Below are 24815 nucleotides of genomic sequence, written 5' to 3'. Positions count from 1 at the left end.
CTTTCAGAAGTGTGAATCAACACACTCATCTAACACTTTACTTTTCAAGGAGTATTTCCTATGAACCAGCTAGACGGCATCAAACAATTCACTACCGTCGTCGCCGATAGCGGCGACATCGAGTCCATCCGCCACTACCAGCCGCAGGATGCCACGACAAATCCCTCTTTACTGTTAAAAGCCGCCGGGCTTGAGCAGTATGGTCATTTGATTGAGGATGCGATTGCCTGGGGGAAAAAACACGGCGGTACGCAGGAACAGCAGGTTGCGGCAGCCAGCGATAAACTGGCGGTTAATTTTGGCGCGGAAATACTGAAAAGTATTCCCGGTCGCGTCTCCACTGAAGTCGACGCGCGGTTATCGTTCGATAAAGAAAAAAGTATCGAGAAAGCGCGCCATCTGGTGGATCTCTACCAGCAGCAGGGTGTTGATAAATCACGCATTCTGATCAAGCTCGCCGCGACCTGGGAAGGTATCCGCGCCGCCGGGCAGCTCGAAAAAGAGGGTATTAATTGCAACCTGACGTTGTTGTTCTCTTTTGCCCAGGCGCGCGCCTGCGCCGAAGCGGGCGTCTATTTGATCTCTCCGTTCGTGGGCCGAATTTACGACTGGTATCAGGCGCGTAGTCCGCTGGAGCCGTATGTCGTGGAGGAAGATCCCGGCGTGAAATCGGTACGCAATATCTACGATTACTTTAAACAGCATCGCTATGAAACCATCGTGATGGGGGCAAGTTTCCGCCGTACTGAGCAAATCCTCGCGCTAACCGGCTGCGATCGACTGACTATCTCCCCTAACCTGCTTAAAGAGCTGAAAGAAAAAGAAGAACCGGTGATCCGTAAACTGGTGCCTTCCTCGCAGATGTTCCACCGTCCTACGCCAATGACGGAAGCGGAGTTCCACTGGGAACATAATCAGGACGCGATGGCCGTAGAGAAGCTGTCGGAAGGTATCCGTCTTTTTGCCATTGACCAGCGCAAACTGGAAGACCTGCTTGCCGCCAAACTATAAACCTTGCATGGAGTGATTTATGTCCCGTAAAGACCTTGCCAATGCGATTCGTGCGCTGAGCATGGATGCCGTTCAAAAAGCCAATTCCGGGCACCCCGGCGCGCCGATGGGGATGGCGGATATCGCTGAAGTGCTATGGAACGATTTTCTTAAACATAACCCCACCGATCCAACCTGGTATGACCGTGACCGTTTTATCCTTTCCAACGGTCACGCCTCCATGCTGCTCTATAGTCTGCTGCATTTAACCGGTTATGACCTGCCGCTGGAGGAGTTAAAAAACTTCCGTCAACTGCACTCTAAAACGCCAGGTCACCCGGAGATTGGCTATACGCCCGGCGTTGAAACCACCACCGGACCGCTGGGCCAGGGGCTGGCGAATGCCGTCGGGCTGGCGATTGCCGAGCGTACGTTAGGCGCACAGTTCAACCGGCCGGACCATGAGATTGTCGACCACTACACCTATGTCTTTATGGGCGACGGCTGTCTGATGGAGGGGATCTCGCATGAGGTGTGTTCGCTGGCTGGTACGCTGGGACTGGGCAAACTGATCGGCTTTTACGATCACAACGGCATCTCCATTGATGGCGAAACCGAAGGCTGGTTTACCGACGATACCGCCAAACGTTTTGAAGCCTACCACTGGCATGTCGTATATGACATTGACGGGCACGATCCGGAGGCGGTGAAAAAAGCCATTCTCGAAGCCCAGAGCGTAAAAGATAAACCTTCGCTAATTATCTGTCGGACGGTGATAGGTTTTGGCTCGCCGAATAAAGCCGGGAAGGAGGAGCCGCACGGCGCGGCGCTGGGCGAAGAAGAGGTGGCGCTGACTCGCCAGAAGCTGGGATGGCATCATCCGGCGTTTGAGATCCCAAAAGAAATTTACCGCGCGTGGGATGGCCGTGAAAAAGGCGAGAAAGCGCAGCAGCAGTGGCAGGAAAAGTTTGCTGCTTATGAGAAGGCTTATCCTGAGCTGGCCGCGGAGTTTACCCGCCGGATGAGCGGCGGACTGCCGGAGGCATGGGAATCCGCCACGCAAAAATTTATTAACGACTTGCAGGCTAATCCGGCCAAAATCGCCACCCGTAAAGCATCGCAAAATACGCTCAATGCCTACGGTCCCCTGTTGCCGGAACTGTTGGGCGGATCGGCGGATCTGGCGCCGAGCAACCTGACTATCTGGAAAGGTTCGACCTCGTTGAAAGAGGATCCGGCAGGTAATTATATTCACTATGGCGTGCGCGAATTCGGCATGACCGCCATTGCCAACGGCATCGCCCATCACGGCGGCTTTGTACCGTATACCGCCACGTTTCTGATGTTTGTCGAATATGCGCGTAACGCGGCGCGTATGGCGGCCTTAATGAAAGCCCGGCAGATTATGGTCTATACCCACGACTCCATCGGTTTAGGCGAAGATGGCCCGACGCACCAGGCCGTGGAACAACTGGCGAGCCTGCGCTTAACGCCAAACTTCAGCACCTGGCGTCCCTGCGATCAGGTTGAGGCGGCGGTCGGCTGGAAGCTGGCCATTGAACGTCAGCACGGGCCGACGGCGTTGATTCTCTCGCGGCAAAATCTGGCGCAGGTGGAACGCACGCCGGAACAGGTGAAAGCGATTGCCCGCGGCGGTTATATTCTGAAAGATAGCGGCGGCAAGCCGGATATCATTCTGATCGCTACCGGATCGGAAATGGAAATTACCCTCCAGGCGGCGGAAAAATTGACTGGCGAGGGGCATAACGTTCGCGTGGTGTCGTTGCCTTCAACGGATATTTTCGATGCGCAGGACGAGGCATATCGCGAATCTGTGCTACCGGCGCACGTGACCGCCCGCGTCGCGGTGGAAGCCGGTATAGCCGACTACTGGTATAAATATGTTGGCCTAAAAGGCGCAATTATCGGCATGACGGGATACGGTGAATCCGCCCCGGCTGACAAACTGTTCCCGTATTTTGGCTTTACCGTGGAAAATATTGTAGAAAAAGCCCGCCGGGTGCTGAACATCAAAGGCTAAGGCGAGCGTTAGCAACACAGACTTTGCACAGTCTGCAGACCTGTTCTGTAGGCTGTGCAAAATTACTTCGTAGACTCAGGCGCATCTGACTGCCCGATGACGACCTCATCAATGGATTTATGGCACATCAGGCAAAAGGCTTTTTTTTATGCGCCTGCAATGTTGAATCCCACGCCGCTGATCCGCCTTCTTTATTCACTTTTTCTCTTATCGCCGCCAGCCGATCTATTTCATAATAAGCGCTCAGGCAGCCACAATGGGGGCATAATACGGGGCCATTATTTATTTTCATACTATTTCCTGCTGTGGTGAGGCTATCGGGTAAAGTAACAATCCTACCGTAACGTAGCAATCTCTATACCATAAATGAAACCTCAATAGGTGTATCCCTATTCTGAAAAGGGGATAACAACCAGGATTCAACGCGTGATCCACAGCGTAGGCCAGGCATCCGGCCCGTGCCAGCTATCGCAGCTCGGTTCTTCGGCATAACGCACCAGACGAAAACGATCGCCATCATAACGCCAGCGCGTCTGGATACCGCAGTCGGTTAACCCCCGCCCTTTCGCCAACGTCACCAGTTCACGCGTTTTCTCGTCAAAGAAGGAGTTCATCAACTCCATGTCATTACTTTCGACACCGCGATTAAACGGCAGCCGCAAACGTACGGCGCGCGAGACGAGCGTTTTTTTGCGTGAAACTACCCAGGCGAGATCAATAGTGTTATAGGCGCCGGCTTCGCAGTTAACAATCAATAACGCTTTACCATCCGTCAACGCGCTGACCTGCGTCTCGCGACGCAGCGGGTCAAGCGAACAACGAATGCCGTTTACCCGCCATGCTGCGTAGTCCAGCAGATCGTCGCGTTCTTCCTCACTCAGCGGTACGGGCGTTGGATTAATCACGGCGATCCCCTTTAATGCCGGTGCCGGGGGCACGCTGAGAGGCGGTTCGTTTCCTTTTTCAATCCAGGCGGTTTCGCTGCCCACACGTTTTTGTTGCGCGTCGATAAACAGTAATGCCGCTTTTAATCCCGCCAGCGAAAGCGTCTGAACGCCGTTTTTTAAGGTGATGGCCTGCGCATCCTGAATCGTCTGTAAAAATGCGGTGATGGTGGCAGGATCGCCGGTCATGAGATGCCAGGGCGACACGCGCCAGTGTGGACTGTTGAACGAAAGCGGTTTGCCATCCAGCAATAAGCGAGGCGCAATTGCGGCTTCTTTAGCGTCGGGCGGCGCCAAACCGCCACGATCGATACGCAGTACCGCATCGGTACGCGCCCCGGCGCTGCGGCTTAATGTCATCACCAGCCCATGATGTTCGCCAGTATTGCGCGCTACGCAAAAATTTTGGTTATTGCAGGTGACCTGCCAGTCGGAAAAAGTCCGTTGCGCTGGCGCAGCCCACAGTAGCTGGACCGGCAACAGGCCAAACAGACAAAAAAGAATAACGCGGTAGCGCATGAACGGAACAACCCCAGATTCAGAACAACACAGCTAAGGCGGTATCTTCCTTGCGCGCCTCAGGGTTCTCAATCAGATTTATCGGATTGGTCTTTTTTGTGTAAAGAAATATATTTCTTTTTTTTCAGTCCATTAGATGAGACGTCTGTAAATAGTTAAGCAATAACACGGTCTTACCGTCCCGAATCTCGCCTGAGCGCACCATTTCCAGCGCCCGGGAAAACGGCAGTTCAAGCACCTCAATCTCTTCGTCCTCCACGCCGCCGCCGATGCTGGCACGCTCGCTATCATGATATTCGGCAATGAAGAAATGAATCAGCTCCGTGACGCCGCCTGGCGACATATACAGCTCAAATATCTTGCGTACCTCACCAACGTCATACCCTGTCTCTTCAATGGCCTCTTTACGGATACAGACCTCCGGCTCGTCGTTATCAAGCAGGCCAGCGCAGGTTTCAATTAACATACCGTCTTGATTACCATTGACCCATGTCGCCACGCGAAACTGGCGAACCAGAACCACGGTTTTTTTAGTTGAGTTGTAAAGCAGAATGGTTGCGCCATTCCCGCGATCGTAAACCTCACGCTTGTGACGGATAACCTCGCCATTACGACGGGTCAGGTCATAGGTAATGTTGCGCAGAGTAAAATAATTATCAGAAAGAATTTTATCCTTAATAAGCGTAATGGTTTGCGACATGCTGGCTCCAGGGTGTAAAAAGAGCATTAATATTACGCCGTGAGGTCGGTTTTGTCTGCTGAAGGGTTAATCCTTAATGCCGACTGAACGGATGTACAGCCATATTTTTCTGTCACTGCCATGACCATATTCTGCTTCTCCGGGCCGCAGAGTCCATGCTCGCGATATGATTTGACGGCCGGAGTGAGACTGAGGGAATCATCATGAAATTTACTCTCGTTGCGACGGTTCTACTGACGTTTTCCCTTTCAGCTTTTGCCGTTGAGTATCCGGTATTGACCATCGCGAGCCCTGATCAGGTGGGGTTTGATAGCCAAAAACTTCACCGACTTGATGGCTGGATTCAAAATCAAATTGATGCCGGATATCCCAGCATCAATCTTCTGGTGATAAAAGATAATCATATTGTTCTACAAAAAGCCTAGGGCTATGCCAAAAAATATGACGGTTCCACGCTGTTAGCCCATCCCATTCGGGCGACCACTAACACGATGTATGATCTGGCTTCAAACACAAAAATGTATGCCACTAATTTCGCATTGCAAAAACTAGTGTATGAAGGAAAAATAGATGTCAATGATTTGGTATCAAAATATATCCCCGGCTTTAAGGATATGCCTGGGGATAAAATAAAAGGCAAAGATAAACTCCGCATTATTGATATTCTTCATCACGTCGCGGGCTTTCCTGCCGACCCACAATATCCCAATAAAAACGTCGCCGGTAAATTATTTTCACAGAGTAAAAGCACTACTCTGGAGATGATTAAAAAGACACCGCTGGAATATCAACCTGGGTCGAAGCATATCTACAGCGACGTGGATTATATGATTCTTGGTTTTATCATTGAATCGATAACGGCAATGCCATTAGATCGCTACGTCGAAACCACCATTTATAAACCGCTCGGATTAAAACATACCGTCTTTAACCCGCTGATGAAAGGCTTCACGCCGCCGCAAATCGCCGCAACGGAACTACACGGCAATACGCGTGACGGCGTGATTCATTTCCCCAATATTCGCACCAATACACTATGGGGCCAGGTGCATGACGAAAAAGCCTGGTACTCAATGGGCGGCGTTTCAGGACACGCCGGACTGTTTTCTGACACCCATGATATGGCTGTGTTAATGCAAGTCATGCTCAATGGGGGCGGCTACGGTAACCTGAAGCTATTCGACGACAAAACGGTTGCGCAGTTTACTCGCCGCTCGCCAGAAGATGCTACCTTTGGTCTGGGGTGGCGCGTTAACGGCAACGCCTCAATGACCCCAACGTTCGGGGTATTAGCCAGTCCGCAAACGTATGGACATACCGGATGGACCGGAACGCTGACGTCTATCGATCCGGTTAATCATATGGCGATTGTTATTTTAGGTAACAGGCCGCACTCGCCGGTAGCAAATCCTAAAGTGAACCCGAATGTTTTTGTCAGTGGATTATTACCTGCGGCGACGTATGGCTGGATTGTTGACCAGATATATGGTTCCTTAAAATAAAAATTAAGAGCCTATCTCTGTAGGCGTTATTGGCGCAGCCAGTTTGGACACGGACAGCGCGCAAAAACCGGAGCGTACACGTAGTACGTGAGGTTTGACTCGCTACGCTCGCCCTTCGGGCCGCCGCAAGCGGCGTTCAAAACGCTAATGCGTTTTGGCGAGCACTGCCCAGGTCCAAAATGGCAAGTAAAATAGCCCTAATGGGATAGGCTCTAAGAAGGGATTCTGATAGCGTCCCTTCCTTCAATTTACACTCTATTTTCAATACTAAGATTGGCCTCATCAGGCCTGTTAAACGTCGACCCGACGGGAAAATGTTTATCGCAGGGCGTTCAGCCCTGCGAGCGTCAACATTTCTGCAAACGGAGTAAGGTTAGCCAATAAGTTTAAGATTTTTTATCACTCAATCATTTAACCGTTCCAGGCCTTAACCGGCCTACAAATACGCTTATTTAGCTAACCAGTCGAGTATCCCCTGCGCAGCATGTCGGCCTTCTGCCATCGCCGTCACCACCAGATCGGCGCCGCGCACCGCATCGCCGCCGGCGAAAATTTTCGGGTTGGACGTCTGGTAACGAAACTCGCTCTCGACGCTGGCGGCAATACGTCCCCAGTTATCCACCTTCACGCCATGCGATTCGAGCCACGACATACCATGCGGATGAAAACCAAACGCCATAATGACCGCATCCGCCGGCATCACGAACTCGCTGTCCGGTACAGGTACCGGGCGGCGTCGCCCCTGACCATCCGGTTCGCCAAGCCGCAGCGAATACCGCTGGCGCGCCCGTGCGTATCCAGCACCAACTCAACCGGCTGAACGTTAAATTCAAAGTTCGCGCCCTCTTCCCGCGCGTTTTTCACCTCTTTTTTCGACCCCGGCATATTGGCCTCATCGCGGCGATAAGCGCAGGTGACGTTAGCAGCGCCATGACGCAGCGCCGTACGTACGCAGTCCATTGCGGTGTCACCGCCGCCCAGCACAACCACGTTAAGGCCCGCAGTATCAATAAACGGCTCGTCAGGCAACGCCGGAAGCCCCATCACCTGTTTGGTATTGGCGATGAGGAATGGCAACGCATCATATACCCCCGGCGCATCTTCATTCGGTAAATCAGCCTTCATGGAACGATAGGTTCCAACCCCAACAAAGACGGCGTCATAACTCTCCAGCAGCGTCTCCAGAGAAATATCTTTCCCTACTTCGCAGTTAAGCTCGAAACGAATCCCCATCGCGCTGAAGATTTCCCGACGGCGCGCCAGCAGAGATTTATCCAGTTTGAAAGCCGGAATACCAAAGGTGAGTAAACCGCCGATTTCCGGATGGCGATCGTAGACGGTGGCGCTTACGCCATGGCGCGCCAGCACGTCAGCGCAGGCAAGACCTGCCGGCCCCGCGCCGATAATCGCCACGCGCTTATCGCTCTTCTGTACGTCCGACAGGTCGGGACGCCAGCCTTTGCTCAGAGCGCGATCGGAGATATAGCGCTCAATGTTGCCGATGGTAACCGCGCCATACTCATCGCGGAGTGTACACGCGCCTTCGCATAGCCGGTCCTGCGGACAGACGCGCCCGGTAATTTCCGGCAGACAGTTGGTCTGGTGGGAAAGCTCTACCGCCGCATCAATATCGCCGGCTTTCACCAGTTCGATCCACTGGGGAATATGGTTATGCAGCGGACAGGTCCATTCGCAGATACTGTGTTCCCCGCATGTGAGGCAGCGGGCCGCTTCACGCTCCGCCTGCGCGGCGCGAAACGGCAGATAAATTTCCTCAAAGGTGGTTTTACGCGCTTCAATCGCCAGTTTATCCGGTTCGCCGCGCGGCGGCGTCGCCTGCATACGCTCGACTTTGCTGCTTGCTGTCCCACTGTGTTGTGTATCCACGGTATGCCAGGGGCGAATCTCCTGCCGGGCGGTACGCAGCCGTCGCGTTTTAGCCAGACGGGTCAACGAGTCTTCGGTGACCAGTTGCAGCGCATCCGCCGGGCAATTTTCCACACAGGCCGGACCCTGTTCACGTCCCTGACACAGATCGCATTTATGCGCGCTGGCTTTGAACTGGTTTGGCGCGACGGGCGTCAATACCATCTGCATGGTGCCGAATGGGCAGGCGACGACGCAGGATTTACAGCCGATACACTTCTGCGCATTGACCTGCACGCTGTCGTTAATATGCGCGATTGCGCCGTTCGGACAGCTACGGGCGCAGGGCGCATCTTCGCAATGGTGACATGTAACCGCGCTGCGCTGGCGCTGATGTTTGATGACAGTAATTCGGGGCTGATAGCGCTGTGGCGTCAGGACATGTCGCTCATCATTGTGAGCCATTACGCAGGCGACCTCGCAGGCATGGCAGCCCAGACACTGCTGGCTATTGGCCATAATAAAACGATTCATGGCATCCTTCTGTTTTGGTTGTAAAAACCTTATTCTTTATATGAGCATTGTTATTAACTGACGAAGGCGGGGTCGGCAATGCTCATCTGCCCAGGAAGCACAACTATCTGTCCAGAACCTGTGGCAGATCAATTTATTTCAAAGCAAATGCAATTGCGATTCAGCTAAATGCGGGGAGTGCCAGCGTGACGGTTAAACGCCCGGTCTCAGCCAGTCTGGCTAAGGCTTTTTTCTATATTGTGCTGTTGTCTATTCTGTCCACCGGCAGCGCATTACTGACGCTGACCAGCAGTTTACGGGATGCCGAAGCGATCAATATCGCCGGTTCGCTACGAATGCAGAGCTATCGGCTGGGTTACGATCTGCAAAGCCGTAGCCCGCAGATTAATGCGCATCGTCAACTTTTCCAGCACGCGCTCAACTCGCCGGTACTGCAAAATCTCAACGCCTGGTATGTGCCGCAGGCGGTGAAAACTCGCTACGCGCGCCTGCACGCCAACTGGCTGGAGATGAATAGCCGCCTACAGGACGGCGACATTGCCTGGTATCAGACCAATATCAACAATTACGTCGATCAAATTGATCTCTTCGTTCTGGCATTACAGCATTACGCCGAGCATAAAGTCATGCTGGTCGTCGCCATATCGCTGGCGGGCGGTATCGGCATATTTACGCTGGTCTTTTTTACCCTACGACGTATTCGCCAGCAGGTCGTTCGCCCGCTGAATCAACTGGTCACCGCCAGTCAGCGAATTGAACATGGTCAGTTCGCCCCGCTGCCGCTGGATACCAGCTTACCCAATGAGCTGGGATTGTTGGCGAAAACGTTTAGTCAGATGTCGAGCGAGCTGCATAAACTTTATCGTTCGCTGGAAGCCTCGGTGGAAGAAAAAACGCACGATCTGCACGAAGCGCACCGCCGCCTGGAGGTGTTATACCAGTGCTCCCAGGCGCTGAATACCAGCCAAATCGACGTCCACTGTTTTCGCCATATTTTGCAAATTGTCCGTGAACATGACGCCGCCTGGTATCTGGAGTTAACCGTGGGCGATAACTGGCGGATTAGCGAAGGCATGCAAAGCCCCGACCTGCCGATGCAAATGCTGCCAGTGACGATGCAGGACACGGTCTATGGCGAACTCCACTGGCAAAGCCCCAACGTTAATGCCTCTACGCCGCTGCTGAACAGCGTCTCCACGATGCTGGGGCGTGGTTTGTACTTTAATCAGGCGCAAAAACACTTCCAGCAACTTTTGTTAATGGAAGAGCGCGCGACGATTGCCCGTGAGCTACACGATTCGCTGGCGCAGGTACTTTCTTATTTACGTATTCAGTTAACGCTTTTGAAGCGCGCTATTCCTGAGGATAACGCCGGCGCGCAAAGCATCATGGCGGATTTTTCCAGAGCGCTGAACGACGCCTACCGTCAGCTTCGCGAGCTACTCACCACGTTCCGTCTGACGTTACAGCAGGCCGATTTACCCTCCGCATTGCATGAGATGCTGGAAGATTTACAGAGTCAGACTCCGGCCAAACTCACGTTGGATTGCCGTTTACCCACGCTGGCGCTGGATGCGCAAATGCAGGTGCATTTATTGCAAATTGTGCGTGAAGCGGTCCTGAACGCCATTAAACACGCCAACGCGAGCGAAATCGCCGTGAGCTGCGTTACCGCGCCTGACGGCGATCATACCGTTTATATTCGCGATAATGGCATTGGTATCGGCGAACCGCATGAGCCTGCCGGACACTATGGTCTGAATATAATGCGTGAGCGCGCGGAGCGCCTTGGCGGCACGCTGAATTTTTCGCAACCCTCCGGCGGCGGCACACTGGTCAGTATCAGTTTTCGCTCCTCCAACAAGGAAGAGAGTCAGTTAACGTAAAGAACGGCAAATCGCCGGAAGGCCAGATGTCAGGCTTTCCGGCGTTGGCACAAAAAGTATGCTGTAAAAGCGCATGATAATTTACATTATCTCCTTTATTTCTCCACGTTTGGCTCGTAGCTTGCCGCTACAGTGAAGCAGTTCAAATCTATAACGATATGTAGAAACACGAGGTTCCCCTTTAATGGCGAATTTTTTTATCGATCGCCCCATTTTTGCCTGGGTGCTGGCTATCCTGTTGTGTCTGACAGGGGCGTTAGCCATTTTTTCTTTACCTGTTGAACAATATCCCGATCTGGCACCGCCCAACGTACGTATTACCGCGAATTATCCGGGAGCGTCGGCGCAAACGCTGGAAAATACCGTAACCCAGGTTATTGAGCAGAATATGACGGGCCTCGATAATCTGATGTACATGTCATCACAAAGTAGCGGCACCGGACAGGCGACCATCACCCTGAGCTTTATTGCGGGAACCGATCCTGATGAGGCGGTTCAGCAGGTGCAAAACCAGTTACAGTCCGCGATGCGTAAACTGCCGCAGGCGGTACAGGATCAAGGCGTCACGGTACGCAAAACGGGCGATACCAATATTTTGACCATCGCTTTCGTCTCTACCGACGGTTCTATGGACAAGCAGGATATCGCCGACTACGTCGCCAGTAATATTCAGGACCCGCTCAGCCGCGTCAACGGCGTCGGCGATATTGACGCTTATGGTTCACAGTACTCTATGCGTATCTGGCTCGATCCGGCCAAATTGAATAGTTTTCAGATGACCACGAAAGACGTGACCGATGCGATTGAGTCGCAGAATGCGCAAATCGCCGTCGGGCAGCTTGGCGGTACGCCTTCGGTCGACAAGCAGGCGCTGAACGCCACCATTAATGCGCAGTCACTGCTGCAAACGCCGCAACAATTTCGCGATATCACCCTGCGCGTTAATCAGGACGGTTCCGAGGTCAAACTGGGCGATGTCGCCACCGTGGAGCTGGGGGCGGAAAAGTATGACTACCTCAGCCGTTTTAACGGCAATCCGGCTTCCGGTCTTGGCGTTAAGCTGGCTTCCGGCGCGAACGAAATGGCGACCGCGAAGCTGGTGCTGGATCGCCTCAACGAGCTGGCGCAGTACTTCCCTCACGGCCTGGAATACAAGATCGCGTATGAAACCACCTCCTTTGTCAAAGCCTCGATTATCGATGTGGTCAAAACGTTGCTGGAGGCTATCGCGCTGGTTTTCCTGGTGATGTACCTGTTCCTACAAAACTTTCGCGCCACGCTGATTCCGACGATCGCCGTGCCGGTAGTATTAATGGGCACCTTCTCCGTGCTTTACGCGTTCGGCTACAGTATTAACACATTAACCATGTTCGCGATGGTGCTGGCAATCGGGCTCCTAGTCGACGATGCCATCGTGGTGGTGGAAAACGTCGAACGTATCATGAGCGAAGAAGGGCTCACGCCGCGTGAAGCGACGCGCAAATCCATGGGACAAATCCAGGGGGCGCTGGTCGGTATCGCGATGGTGCTGTCTGCGGTATTCGTGCCGATGGCGTTCTTTGGCGGTACCACCGGGGCAATTTATCGTCAGTTTTCTATTACCATTGTCTCGGCAATGGTGCTGTCGGTGCTGGTCGCCATGATCCTGACACCGGCGCTGTGCGCAACGTTATTAAAACCGCTGCACAAAGGCGAGCAGCACGGGCAACGCGGATTTTTCGGCTGGTTTAACCGTACCTTCAATCGTAATGCCGAACGTCATGAGAAAGGCGTAGCGAAAATTTTGCATCGCAGCCTGCGCTGGATTCTGATTTATGTTCTGTTGCTTGGCGGAATGGTGTTCCTGTTTTTGCGCCTCCCCACCTCCTTTCTGCCGCAAGAAGATCGGGGCATGTTCACTACGTCTATCCAGCTACCGAGCGGCTCTACGCAACAGCAGACCCTGAAAGTTGTTGAAAAGGTTGAAAACTATTACTTCACCCATGAGAAAAACAACATTATGTCGGTCTTCTCGACGGTCGGTTCCGGCCCTGGCGGGAACGGGCAAAACGTCGCGCGCATGTTTGTTCGCTTGAAAGACTGGGACGCGCGCGATCCCACCACCGGCTCCTCGTTCGCCATTATTGAGCGGGCGACAAAAGCATTTAACCAGATTAAAGAAGCTCGCGTCTTCGCCAGCAGCCCGCCGGCAATTAGCGGTCTGGGCAGCTCCGCCGGTTTTGATATGGAATTACAGGATCACGCCGGAGCAGGCCATGACGCGCTGATGGTCGCACGAGATCAACTCATTGAGCTGGCCGGGAAAAACAGTTCCTTGACCCGCGTGCGCCACAACGGCCTGGACGACAGCCCGCAACTGCAAATTGATATTGACCAACGAAAAGCGCAGGCGCTGGGCGTATCGATTGACGATATCAACGACACCCTGCAAACAGCCTGGGGATCGAGCTACGTCAACGACTTTATGGACCGGGGCCGCGTGAAGAAGGTCTATGTTCAGGCCGCAGCGAAATATCGTATGTTGCCGGATGATATTAATCTTTGGTATGTCCGTAACAAAGATGGCGGCATGGTCCCCTTCTCCGCCTTCGCCACCTCGCGCTGGGAAACCGGCTCGCCGCGTCTGGAACGCTATAACGGCTATTCGGCGGTAGAAATTGTCGGAGAGGCCGCGCCGGGAGTCAGTACCGGGACTGCAATGGATGTCATGGAGTCGTTGGTGCATCAGCTACCGGGCGGTTTTGGCCTGGAATGGACAGCCATGTCTTACTAGGAACGGCTCTCCGGCGCGCAGGCGCCCGCGCTGTACGCTATTTCGCTATTAGTCGTCTTCCTGTGTCTGGCGGCATTGTATGAAAGCTGGTCGGTGCCCTTCTCGGTGATGCTGGTTGTGCCGCTCGGCGTCATTGGCGCGCTACTCGCTACCTGGATGCGCGGGCTGGAAAACGATGTTTACTTCCAGGTGGGGCTGTTGACCGTTATCGGCCTCTCGGCGAAAAACGCGATTCTGATTGTGGAATTCGCCAACGAAATGAATCAGAAGGGACACGCGCTGTTAGACGCCACGCTGTACGCCAGCCGCCAGCGCCTGCGACCGATACTGATGACTTCGCTGGCGTTTATCTTTGGCGTATTGCCGATGGCCACCAGCACCGGGGCAGGCTCGGGTAGCCAACATGCTGTCGGAACCGGCGTGATGGGGGGAATGATCTCAGCAACCATTCTGGCTATCTTCTTTGTACCCCTGTTTTTCGTGCTGATACGCCGCCGCTTCCCGCTGAAGCCGCGCCCGGAATAAGCTCCCGGCCAGCCTGATACGAGGTGTCGGGCACAAAAAAGGCGACTTTCGTTGAGTCGCCTTTTCTTATCCCCTATGGGAGCGCGGTGCCTTCCAGGCATTTATTTACGAAGCATGACTTCGATAAAATCTTTCCAGTTCCCCAGTTCACGTTCAATCATAATAGCCTCTCTTATTATTATGGGTATTCTACGTAGTTAGCGGTATAGAGAGAAGTTCATTTAACCGATTGTTGCGATATCCTCTGGTTATGCTGTCTATGATATTACTATGGCGCTGTAGCCGTAAATTTTATGTGACTTACTGCAATATTTAGCAACATTAATACCTTTTCTACTACTTTATCAAATCGGGTTAAAAAACAATCAATTGCATGTGCGCAAAATAGGATTTTCCTCGCGAATTATAAACAAGCCACATCTGGAACGTTTTGGAATCATTATTCACATTCACTCAACAATGTTATATTGATTGCCGATCAGCGCTGGATAAATAACCATTAACAGCCACACTTATTATCCCGCAGACGATACTATTGATTATTTATTCGAATTTCGCGTTAAAGGATTCAATATGATTACCCTCTATGGCATTAAGAATTGCGACACGATCAAAAAAGCGCGCCGTTGGCTGGAGGAGCATGGCATTGATTATCGTTTTCACGATTACCGTGTGGATGGCATAGACCTCCCTCTTCTTAATACCTTTATTGCCGAACTCGGCTGGCAGCCGTTACTGAATAAGCGCGGCACAACATGGCGCAAACTGGATGAAGGCGACCGCAGCGGGATTACCGATGCCGACTCCGCCGCTGCTCTCATGGTTGAACAGCCGGCAATCATCAAACGCCCATTGCTCTGCGCGCCCGGGAAGCCTATGCTGCTTGGTTTCAGTGAATCCCGTTATCAGCAGTTTTTTGATGAGGTGTAGTCTATGTCGTGCCCGGTTATTGAGCTGACACAGCAACTTATTCGTCGCCCCTCCCTGAGTCCGGATGACGCAGGCTGTCAGGCATTAATGATTGAACGCCTGCGTAAAATCGGTTTTACCATTGAGCATATGGATTTTGGCGACACGCAAAATTTTTGGGCATGGCGTGGGCGTGGCGAAACGCTGGCGTTCGCCGGGCATACTGACGTCGTACCGGCTGGCGATGTCGATCGCTGGATCAATCCGCCGTTTGAACCTACGATTCGCGACGGAATGTTGTTCGGTCGCGGCGCGGCGGATATGAAAGGTTCACTGGCGGCCATGGTGGTGGCTGCTGAACGTTTTGTTGCGCAGCATCCTCATCACCGGGGCCGCCTCGCATTTTTGATTACCTCTGATGAAGAAGCCAGCGCAAAAAATGGCACCGTAAAGGTGGTTGAAGCGCTGATGGCCCGTAACGAGCGGCTGGATTACTGTCTGGTCGGCGAACCTTCCAGTACTGAAATTGTGGGCGATGTCGTCAAAAACGGGCGTCGCGGTTCTCTCACCTGTAACCTCACTATCCATGGCGTTCAGGGGCACGTTGCCTATCCGCATCTGGCGGATAACCCTGTTCATCGCGCCGCGCCTTTTCTTAATGAACTGGTCGCTATCGAGTGGGATCGGGGCAATGACTTTTTCCCGGCCACCAGCATGCAGGTAGCTAATATCCAGGCAGGCACCGGCAGCAATAATGTCACTCCCGGTGAACTGTTCGTGCAGTTTAACTTCCGTTTCAGCACGGAACTGACCGATGAGATGATCAAAGAGCGGGTACATGCGCTGCTTGAGAAGCATCAGCTACGCTATACCGTAGACTGGTGGCTTTCCGGCCAGCCGTTCCTGACCGCACGCGGCAAGCTGGTGGACGCGGTGGTAAACGCCATTGAGCACTATAATGAAATTAAACCGCAATTACTGACGACGGGCGGTACGTCCGACGGACGTTTTATCGCCCGTATGGGAGCGCAGGTGGTAGAACTGGGGCCGGTGAACGCCACCATTCATAAAATTAATGAATGTGTGAATGCCGCCGATCTCCAGCTACTGGCCCGTATGTATCAACGCATTATGGAACAGCTCGTCGCCTGATGAGCGTTCCGGTAAGAGGAAATAAGCATGGACTGGCTGGCAAAATATTGGTGGATTCTGGTATTGGTGTTTCTGGTAGGCGTACTGCTGAATGTGATCAAAGATCTCAAACGCATCGACCATAAGAAATTCCTTGCCAATAAACCTGAGCTGCCCCCGCATCGCGATTTTAACGATAAGTGGGACGATGAAGAAGACTGGCCGAAGAAAGATCAGCCGAAAAAGTAACCGGATATAATGCCGGACAGGTATCGCTATCCGGCATGCTCCCCACCGCCGGGCATTACGTCGCGTAAACGCTGCGTTCGTCCGGCATCCAACGCAATCAGCGCCTGCGCCGCCTGCGCACGTTGCAACGCCAGCAGAGCTTTACGGCCTGAAATGCGTAGCCGGGCGCACAGTTCGGCATCGCTGGCTTTTTCCTCCAGCCGCCCTCTCAGCGCCGGTAATGGCAATGCGCTGTATTGCAGTAAACGATGCAGGCAACCTAACGATGTCAGTAGCGGACGGTGCGCGAACGCAAAACCGACCAGCTCACGCCAGTCTTCATCATTAAGCGCCTGTTCATCTAACGCCGCCAGCGGTATCGCCTCGCCGTTCCACTGCGTCAGGATATCCGCATCGCGGCGCAAACGTTGGTGTTCCTGCTGCGCCAGCCGTTTTCCCGCGTCGCTCAGCGGCAATAACGCCATCGCCGTATAGCAACCGCTGCTCGCCTCCCGATGGTTGCCCATCCGTACCAGTACAAAGCCGCAGCGTTGCCAGAAACGCCACAGCTCCGGCGTATAGCCGAAGCTGACGGAAAGATAATCACACTGCGCCGCCTGCATGCACGCGCAGGCAATCAACTGCTGACCGATGCCTTCACGCTGGCGAGCGGGGTGCACTGCGATACGGCTTACGCGACGCCCAACCAGCGTCGCGGCTAAAGGGTCGCTACCGTGCGCCGCCAGCGACTGCGCCACCAGATTCCCACGCGGCCGCCGGAAACCGCACCATACAGCCTGACTGAGTTCTGCGGATAACCCGCCCTCTTCGACCAGCCAGAGGGCGCCCGCCACACGGTTATTCGCCGTAGCCTGCAAGAAATGCTGTCCTGGCGCATCCATCATTCGGCGCAGATCCAGCGGCGAAGTACGATAGTGCGCCCCCGACAGTAACTGATACACAGCCCTCGGCAACGCGGGCGTATTCACCCAGGCCTGTTGGTAAAACGCCGAGATTGCTATCGCGCCATGTGGCGCCTGCGCAAACGCTTCATCGTCGAATATCAGCGCCTCGCTGACGATATTTTCCAGCGGGCATTCTGGCGCCCAGCGGACAGGCTGACGAAGCGTGAAGCGGTGAAGCTGCGGAAAACGGGCGCAAAACTTAAGTAAAAAACCGCGTCCGGTGCCTTCGTAGCCCTGAACGGTGGTGGTGAGTAGTATGCGGGGAAAGCGCGAAACCAGTTGCAGCAGCAGCGGCGCGGGGATTGCCGCCGCCTCGTCAACTACCAGCCAGTCGGCTCTTGCCCCGCTCGCCAGCAACGCATCCGGCGCCATAAAGCAGAACCGCTCACCGGCAAACGCTGCCAGGATATCCGTTGCCGTTTTCGCCGGTGCGGTCACGATAGCCGTGCCCGCCATCCGGGAGATGAATTGCCCGGCCAGCGCCGATTTGCCGCGCCCACGGGGGGCAATCACCGTCGCCACGCCGGGCAGCATTTCACGTAAACGCGATAAGATAGCCGCCTGCTCCGGCTGCGGCTCGCCGGTGGCGGGTCGCCAGCGTCCACGGAAAGGATAAGATGGCCAGCAAAACGGCTGGTGCTGTCGCCAAAGCAGCGTTTGCGGATCGCGGGAGAGAGTCCGTTTAAGATGCTGTGCAAACTGCGGTGTGGGGATAGGCTGCGCGCAGTCGCTCCAGCGCAGTGAATCGGTATCAGGCCGGCTTTCCCACGTCTCGTACGGCGGCATCAGCAGAAGCAGCCAGCTTCCGGCCTGCAAGGTCCCGCTCAGGGCGGCAAACGCTGCGGCGTCAAAGCCCTGCCAGGCATCAAATATCGCATGACGGAATTCACGGCCCAGCAGCGTTTGTAACGCCTGTGGCGTACAGCACGGCTGGGCGGGCGCGTCAGGCGCGACCCACAGCCAGTCACCGGGCAATGCAGCGCGTATCGCCTCGGCCCGCTCCCGGCACCACGCCGCATCGCCGCTGATGACCAGTAAACGGCGAATGCCTTCCTGTGTCATTTGCGACGTTAACGCCTGTAGCGCATCGATATCAGACATCCCTGCCCCGGTTTATCAAAAGTTTTTGCCAAACGTATTACATTGCGCCGGGTCACCGCTGTCAAATCCACGCTTAAACCAGCTGTAGCGCTGTTCTGAGGTGCCGTGGGTAAAACTATCCGGCACGACGCGCCCCTGCCCCTGTTGCTGTAAGCGATCGTCGCCGATAGCCTGTGCGGCATTGAGCGCCTCTTCCAGATCGCCCGCCTCCAGTACACCTTGCTGCTGCATACTGTGTCCCCACACGCCGGCAAAGCAATCCGCCTGTAGCTCCATGCGCACCGAAAGGCGATTCACCTCCGTTTGCGACGCGTTTTGCTGTAACTGGCGTACTTTAGGCTCAATACCTAACAGTTTTTGTACGTGGTGGCCGACTTCGTGGGCGATGACATAACCCTGAGCAAAATCACCGTCCGCGCCCAGCTTATTTTTCATATCATCGTAAAATGAGAGATCGATATAGACGGTGCCGTCCGCCGGGCAGTAAAACGGCCCCATCACGGACTGACCCGCACCACAGCCGGTGCGCGTCATACCACGGTACATCACCAGTTTTGGCTGCTGATAGCCGCGCCCCATTTTTTGAAAGAGTTGCCCCCAGGTATCTTCGGTCGTCGCCAGAATCACCGAGGTAAATTTTGCCGCTTCATCATCATTGGGGCTTATCGAACGCGTCGACTGCTGCTGCGAAACCGGCTGACCGGTCAACAGACCGGTTAAATCCACCCCATAGTACCCTGCGACCAACACCACCACCAACAGAATGATGCCGCCTTTTCCGCGCGGAAGACGAAAGCCAGGACCACCCAGCGAGGGGCCGCCTGGCCGATTACGTCTGTCCTCTACATTGTTACTTTCACGACGCCCTTGCCAGCGCATAATCACCTCATTCTCTCTTTGTTATACAGATGATCGTAGGCGGTCAGGCGCAGGATTACCACAGGTAAACGCTATCAGAATGAGGAAAGGATGATACCGGAGAGCGGTTGCCCCCCGGTCAGAAGCGGAATTAATCTAATTTCACGCCCAGGCGATGCGCGACGGCTTCATAGGCTTCAATCAGACCGCCCAGACTCTGGCGGAAGCGGTCTTTGTCCATTTTGTCCAGCGTCTCTTTATCCCACAGGCGGCTGCCGTCCGGCGAAAACTCATCGCCCAGCACCACTTCGCCTTTATACAGGCCAAACTCCAGTTTGAAATCCACTAGGATAAGACCCGCGTCATCAAACAGTTTTTTCAGTACGTCGTTGGCTTTGTAGGTTAGCTCTTTCATACGCGCCAGATTTTCCTGACTTACCCAACCGAACGTTTCACAGTAGGAACTATTCACCATCGGGTCGTGCAGCGCGTCGTTTTTCAGGAACAGATCGAAGATCGGCGGGTTAAGCTCCATGCCTTCTTCCACGCCCAGACGCTTGACCAGCGACCCTGCCGCACGGTTGCGCACCACACATTCAACCGGCACCATCTCCAGCTTCTTCACCAGACACTCGGTATCAGACAGCAAACGTTCCATCTGGGTCGGGATGCCCGCCTCGGCCAGTTTGGTCATAATGAAATGGTTGAATTTGTTATTTACCATGCCCTTGCGATCAAACTGTTCAATGCGCGCGCCATCCCCTGCTGACGTATCATTGCGGAATTCGAGCACCAACAGGTCCGGGTTTTCCGTGCTGTATACGGTTTTCGCTTTACCACGATACAACTCAGCTTGCTTTTGCATCTTTAACACTCCTGGGTGTGAATTAACGATAAGTATTCATTTCCTGCTACGCCTGCCGGAGACGTCGGCCTGTAATTGTGGTGCGAAATAGCGGTTAAATCGCGTTTTTGTACCGACGCACACGTTTGCGTATCTTATCAGAAAAAAGGGCCGGATTACTCCAGCCCTGTTAAATTACTTGTTGAACGCTGCCTGGAAGACGGCAACCAGCGCGTCGTTCTGGCTTTGCGTCAGAGTATGCCCCTTAGGATCGATAAACTGCAAGCTGCTGCGGTTATCTAAATCGCCGACCTGCAATTTATAGTCTCCGGATGCCAGGCCCGGGTCGCTAGCGCCCAGATCCCGCCAGTCGCTGTCAGACAACGGTTTGTACGTTACCGCCATGCTGCCCTGAGAGCGAGTGCTGTCGGTGACTTTCATGCCCACTTTTTCCAGCGCGGCCGGGAGGCGTTGCCACACGAGGTTGAACGGACCGCGAACGACCAGCATAGGTAAACCGGTATCATCAGCGGCGCTCTGCACATCCATCGTTGCGGCGGAACGGTTCTGCGCGGCATTTGCCGCATCCGCAGCGGTCTTATCCAGACCGGCGGAAATGACGTTCATCATTTCCGTGCTATAGCGCTGCAGCGACGCCGCGTCAGCGACCGGCTTGCCAGCCTGTTCCAGATTAACCAGTTTTACCGTTACCGCCTGCTGATAGCCCTGCGGCTTCACCGAGATTTGATAACGTCCACGATACTGTTCGTCTTCATCCAGGCGGTTCCAGTTCACCCAATCGGTCGTCAGGGTCTGGCTGGCATCGTCACGTTTTTCAATCGGATAATTTTTCGCCTGAATCACGCTGACGACTTGCGGCCACAGCGTGCTGCTACGACCATTTTCCACCAATAGCGTAGCGGTATCGCCAGAGAACTGGGTACGCGCGCCGCTCACTAACGCTAACGGCTGCGCTGGCGGACGGATATCCAACGCCTTACCAACCGCGCCGCTCCCCTTCGTGACCGGAATAACGTAGTCGCCGGTCATTATCGGCAGGATCATTCCTGCCGGGGCGTGAAGTTCAGCAAGCGGCGCGGCATCCAGATAGGATTCATCGCCGCTTACCTGGCGCTTGTAGCGCGAATCGGAACTACAGGCAGCGAGCAGCAAAACAAGCGAAACACCCGCAACCTTCGCCAGGCGCGACTTTTGTACTGAGTAAGCCATCAAATCTCCCTAAACTTTACAGCAGGCCAGCATGCTGAAGCGCTGCTTTGACGATGTCACGACCATGGTCTGTGATAGGCGTCATTGGCAGGCGCAGCGTGTCGGTCGCCACAAGACCCAATGCCTTACATGCCCATTTCACCGGGATAGGATTGGGTTCGACAAATAGTTTGTTGTGTAACGGCATCAGACGCTGGTTGATAGCGCGCGCCTCGGCAAATTGCCCTTCCGCCGCCAGTTTGCACATGTCAGCCATATCGCGCGCCGCTACGTTAGCCGTAACGGAAATCACGCCATGACCACCCAGTTGCATAAAGTCCAGCGCAGACGCGTCATCACCGCTAAGCAGAATAAAATCGTCTGAAACCAGCTCTTTGATCTGGTGAACGCGGGTTAAGTTCCCTGTCGCCTCTTTGATAGCGATAATATTTTTTATTTCCGCCAGACGACCCACGGTTTCCGGCAACATGTCGCAACCGGTACGGGACGGCACATTATACAGAATTTGCGGCAAGTCAGTGTGTTCCGCGATGGCTTTGAAATGCTGGAACAAACCTTCCTGCGTGGGGCGATTGTAGTACGGCGTTACCGTCAGGCAGCCAACAATGCCGCTATCGTTAAAACGCTGCGTCAGGCTAATCGCTTCCGCGGTCGCGTTTGCGCCCGTGCCGGCGATAACCGGAATACGTCCGTCAGCCAGTTCCAGCGTCATCATCACGACATCGCCATGTTCATCATGGCTTAGCGTGGCAGACTCGCCGGTAGTGCCAACCGAAACAATCGCCGAGGTACCGTTGGCGACATGATAATCAATGAGTTTTTTCAGGCAAGACCTACTGACGTTACCTTTCTCATCCATCGGCGTAACAAGCGCGACAATACTTCCCGTGAACATGGGCCATCCTCTGTGCAAACAAGTCCCTCAATGGTACGTTTGGTATGGCAATAAAAGCAAGCGACCAAAGCCGTTCTGATTGTTGTATGCAGGTTTTTTTTATGGTTTCCTTAAGATTACCTCACCGCTCAAAGGAATAACTGGTTTGACACCGTCATCACAACACTATTTGGTTATCACTGCGCTGGGCGCCGACAGGCCCGGTATTGTGAATACCATTACTCGCCATGTCAGCAGTTGCGGCTGTAATATCGAAGACAGCCGACTGGCGATGCTGGGCGATGAATTCACGTTTATTATGCTGTTGTCCGGCACGTGGAACGCGATTACCTTGATTGAATCGACATTGCCGTTAAAAGGCGCGGAGCTGGATCTGCTGATTGTGATGAAACGGACGTCCGACCGCCCCCGCCCGGCAATGCCCGCGACGGTATGGGTTCAGGTTGAGGTCGCCGACTCCCCGCATTTAATTGAGCGATTCACCGCGCTGTTTAATAGTCATGAAATGAATATTGCGGAGCTGGTCTCCCGCACGCAGCCGGCTGAAGGTGATAAAGCTGCGCAATTATTTATTCAAATCACCGCACATAGCCCGGCGTCGCAAAATTCCGCAAATATTGAGCAAGCCTTTAAAGCACTATGTACAGAACTCAATGCGCAAGGCAGTATAAACTTCGTCAATTACTCACAACATGATGAACAGGATGGAGTTAAGTAATGAATCCACTGAAAGCCGGTGATATCGCACCGAAATTTAGCTTGCCGGATCAAGACGGGGAACAAGTAAATTTGACCGACTTCCAGGGACAGCGCGTTCTGGTTTATTTCTACCCAAAAGCCATGACACCCGGCTGTACCGTGCAGGCCTGCGGCTTACGCGATAACATGGACGAGCTCAAAAAAGCAGGCGTGGACGTGCTGGGCATCAGCACCGATAAACCTGAAAAACTCTCCCGTTTCGCTGAAAAAGAGCTGCTGAACTTTACCCTTTTGTCCGATGAAAACCATCAGGTGTGTGAACAGTTCGGCGTCTGGGGCGAAAAGTCGTTTATGGGCAAAACGTATGACGGCATTCACCGCATCAGCTTTTTGATTGACGCTGATGGTAAGATTGAACACGTCTTTAATGATTTTAAAACCAGCAATCACCATGATGTGGTGCTGAACTGGCTGAAAGAAAACGCGTAAAAGCCTCAGGCCGCGCTGATGTGCGGCCTGGAAAGGGAATGCGCCGTCAGGCTTGCCGCGCCAGACGCCATATCGCCGCCACATTGCGCGCCGACAGGCTCAGGTTATATTCCGCCTCGTGTAAGGCTTCCGGCAGCGTAACGATATGCGACAAAATCGACAGCGCTGCATCGATACCCTGTTGATACACAACGTGATGATCGTGTTGCAGCCCACCGGCGAGCGCGATAACCGGTTTATGATACCGCTTCGCCACTCTGGCGACGCCAATCGGCGTCTTGCCGCAAATACTTTGGCTGTCCAGCCGCCCTTCTCCGGTAATCACCAGATCGGCATCTTTAACCGCCTGCTCAAGCTGTAGCGTTTCCACGACAATCTCTACGCCGGCGCGTAATTCCGCATTGAGCAATCCTAAAAGCGCGGCGCCCACTCCACCTGCCGCGCCCGCGCCGGGAGCATTAATCACCTCACGCCCCGTAGCCTGATAAATATGTCGGCCCCAGTTTTCCAGCGCCGCGTCCAGGGTGTTCACCATTTCCGCTGTCGCCCCTTTTTGTGGGCCAAAAATGGCCGATGCGCCCTGGGGACCACACAGCGGATTGTTGACATCGCACGCCACGGTTATCGATACCTTACGCAGCAATGGGTGACAACCGGACAGATCGATAGAGGCCAGCGCCGCCAGCGCCTCGCCGCCCGGAGAAAGCGAGCGCCCCTGTTTATCGCGCAATATAACGCCAAGCGCCTGCATCATCCCCGCGCCGCCGTCATTCGTCGCGCTGCCGCCAATTCCCAGAATAATACGCTTTACGCCACGCTCCAGCGCCGCGACGATTAACTCGCCGGTGCCGTAGCTGGTGGTATTAAGCGGGTTGCGCAATTCAGGCGAAACGTGATGCAGCCCGGATGCCGCCGCCATTTCAATCACGGCGGTATCGCTATCGCCCAGCATTCCCCAGCGCGCGGCCACCGGTTGCCCTAGCGGGCCTTGTACCCACTGGTCAATATAACGCCCGCCGCTGGCCTCCACCATTGATTGTACGGTTCCTTCCCCGCCATCCGCCATGGGCACTTTAACGTAGTCGGCGTCAGGATAAATTTCGCGGAACCCCTTTTCTATCGCCTCAGCGACCGCCATTGCGGACAAACTTTCTTTAAATGAATCAGGAGCAATAACAATTTTCAT

The 24815-nt window shown here is 54.0% G+C and carries 17 protein-coding genes and 4 pseudogenes; 10 read left to right on the top strand and 11 right to left on the bottom strand.

Going from position 1 to position 24815, the window contains the following annotated elements:
- Positions 1–60 precede the first annotated feature (60 nt).
- Entirely contained in the window at positions 61–1011 is a 951-nt protein-coding gene (gene tal / locus ACQ29O_RS06120) for a transaldolase (protein ID WP_001072446.1), read from the top strand.
- A gap of 19 nt (positions 1012–1030) precedes the next feature.
- Complete coding sequence (gene tkt, locus ACQ29O_RS06115) at positions 1031–3031, top strand: transketolase (protein WP_020936855.1); 2001 nt, start codon at positions 1031–1033, stop codon at positions 3029–3031.
- A gap of 62 nt (positions 3032–3093) precedes the next feature.
- Here the strand turns inward: tkt and ACQ29O_RS06110 are convergent.
- The 3 genes and pseudogenes from ACQ29O_RS06110 to nudK form a co-directional block, all read right to left on the bottom strand.
- Positions 3094–3323: pseudogene (locus ACQ29O_RS06110) on the bottom strand (hypothetical protein).
- A gap of 127 nt (positions 3324–3450) precedes the next feature.
- Positions 3451–4494 (bottom strand): DUF1176 domain-containing protein, encoded by a 1044-nt coding sequence (locus ACQ29O_RS06105; RefSeq protein WP_001270676.1) that lies wholly within the window; start codon positions 4492–4494, stop codon positions 3451–3453.
- A gap of 124 nt (positions 4495–4618) precedes the next feature.
- Entirely contained in the window at positions 4619–5194 is a 576-nt protein-coding gene (nudK, locus tag ACQ29O_RS06100) for a GDP-mannose pyrophosphatase NudK (protein ID WP_000084037.1), read from the bottom strand.
- Positions 5195–5397: 203 nt separating this feature from the next.
- On the opposite strand from nudK, the pseudogene pbp4b reads away from it, so the two are divergent.
- A pseudogene (gene pbp4b / locus ACQ29O_RS06095) lies at positions 5398–6696 on the top strand (penicillin binding protein PBP4B).
- Positions 6697–7144: 448 nt separating this feature from the next.
- Here the strand turns inward: pbp4b and aegA are convergent.
- A pseudogene (aegA, locus tag ACQ29O_RS06090) lies at positions 7145–9096 on the bottom strand (formate-dependent uric acid utilization protein AegA).
- 185 nt (positions 9097–9281) lie between these two features.
- Here aegA and narQ point away from each other — a divergent pair.
- Both narQ and acrD read left to right on the top strand, forming a co-directional pair.
- Positions 9282–10982: a nitrate/nitrite two-component system sensor histidine kinase NarQ gene (gene narQ, locus ACQ29O_RS06085; protein ID WP_001747084.1), complete on the top strand. Its 1701-nt coding sequence runs from the start codon at positions 9282–9284 to the stop codon at positions 10980–10982.
- 184 nt (positions 10983–11166) lie between these two features.
- Positions 11167–14280: pseudogene (gene acrD, locus ACQ29O_RS06080) on the top strand (multidrug efflux RND transporter permease AcrD).
- A gap of 101 nt (positions 14281–14381) precedes the next feature.
- Here the strand turns inward: acrD and ypfM are convergent.
- Positions 14382–14441: a protein YpfM gene (gene ypfM / locus ACQ29O_RS06075; protein WP_001386977.1), complete on the bottom strand. Its 60-nt coding sequence runs from the start codon at positions 14439–14441 to the stop codon at positions 14382–14384.
- A 412-nt stretch (positions 14442–14853) separates the two neighbouring features.
- Between ypfM and ACQ29O_RS06070 the strand changes: the two genes are divergently transcribed.
- The 3 genes from ACQ29O_RS06070 to ACQ29O_RS06060 are packed head-to-tail and all read left to right on the top strand — an operon-like array spanning position 14854 to position 16569.
- Positions 14854–15210, top strand: coding sequence for an ArsC family reductase (locus tag ACQ29O_RS06070; protein WP_000631922.1), 357 nt, complete (start codon positions 14854–14856; stop codon positions 15208–15210).
- Positions 15211–15213: 3 nt separating this feature from the next.
- Positions 15214–16341, top strand: a complete 1128-nt coding sequence (gene dapE, locus ACQ29O_RS06065; RefSeq protein ID WP_001277827.1) for a succinyl-diaminopimelate desuccinylase — start codon at positions 15214–15216, stop codon at positions 16339–16341.
- A gap of 27 nt (positions 16342–16368) precedes the next feature.
- The gene (locus tag ACQ29O_RS06060; RefSeq protein ID WP_000383842.1) at positions 16369–16569 is read left to right on the top strand and encodes a YpfN family protein; all 201 of its coding nucleotides are present in this window, start codon (positions 16369–16371) and stop codon (positions 16567–16569) included.
- A 26-nt stretch (positions 16570–16595) separates the two neighbouring features.
- Here ACQ29O_RS06060 and tmcA read toward each other — a convergent pair whose 3' ends face one another.
- The 5 genes from tmcA to dapA form a co-directional block, all read right to left on the bottom strand.
- The gene (tmcA, locus tag ACQ29O_RS06055) at positions 16596–18614 is read right to left on the bottom strand and encodes a tRNA cytosine(34) acetyltransferase TmcA (protein ID WP_001279809.1); all 2019 of its coding nucleotides are present in this window, start codon (positions 18612–18614) and stop codon (positions 16596–16598) included.
- A 15-nt stretch (positions 18615–18629) separates the two neighbouring features.
- Positions 18630–19493 (bottom strand): KPN_02809 family neutral zinc metallopeptidase, encoded by an 864-nt coding sequence (ypfJ, locus tag ACQ29O_RS06050; protein WP_001267523.1) that lies wholly within the window; start codon positions 19491–19493, stop codon positions 18630–18632.
- A 130-nt stretch (positions 19494–19623) separates the two neighbouring features.
- Entirely contained in the window at positions 19624–20337 is a 714-nt protein-coding gene (purC, locus tag ACQ29O_RS06045; protein WP_001171630.1) for a phosphoribosylaminoimidazolesuccinocarboxamide synthase, read from the bottom strand.
- Positions 20338–20511: 174 nt separating this feature from the next.
- Entirely contained in the window at positions 20512–21546 is a 1035-nt protein-coding gene (bamC, locus tag ACQ29O_RS06040; protein ID WP_000331868.1) for an outer membrane protein assembly factor BamC, read from the bottom strand.
- 16 nt (positions 21547–21562) lie between these two features.
- On the bottom strand, positions 21563–22441 hold the full coding sequence (gene dapA, locus ACQ29O_RS06035) for a 4-hydroxy-tetrahydrodipicolinate synthase (RefSeq protein WP_000494019.1): 879 nt from the start codon (positions 22439–22441) through the stop codon (positions 21563–21565).
- 145 nt (positions 22442–22586) lie between these two features.
- On the opposite strand from dapA, the gene ACQ29O_RS06030 reads away from it, so the two are divergent.
- Entirely contained in the window at positions 22587–23159 is a 573-nt protein-coding gene (locus ACQ29O_RS06030; RefSeq protein ID WP_020936853.1) for a glycine cleavage system transcriptional repressor, read from the top strand.
- A complete protein-coding gene (gene bcp / locus ACQ29O_RS06025; RefSeq protein WP_001068686.1) occupies positions 23159–23629 on the top strand; it encodes a thioredoxin-dependent thiol peroxidase in 471 nt (156 codons plus the stop codon). Before ACQ29O_RS06030 ends, bcp begins: the two co-directional genes overlap by 1 nt.
- 46 nt (positions 23630–23675) lie before the next feature.
- Here bcp and ACQ29O_RS06020 read toward each other — a convergent pair whose 3' ends face one another.
- Entirely contained in the window at positions 23676–24815 is a 1140-nt protein-coding gene (locus tag ACQ29O_RS06020; RefSeq protein ID WP_253336163.1) for a glycerate kinase, read from the bottom strand.

This window comes from Salmonella sp. GDC200615, from assembly GCF_050574145.1.
GTDB lineage: Bacteria > Pseudomonadota > Gammaproteobacteria > Enterobacterales > Enterobacteriaceae > Salmonella > Salmonella enterica.
The sequence above is the reverse complement of the archived record's forward strand: the minus strand, read 5'-3'. Positions and strand labels throughout refer to the sequence as shown.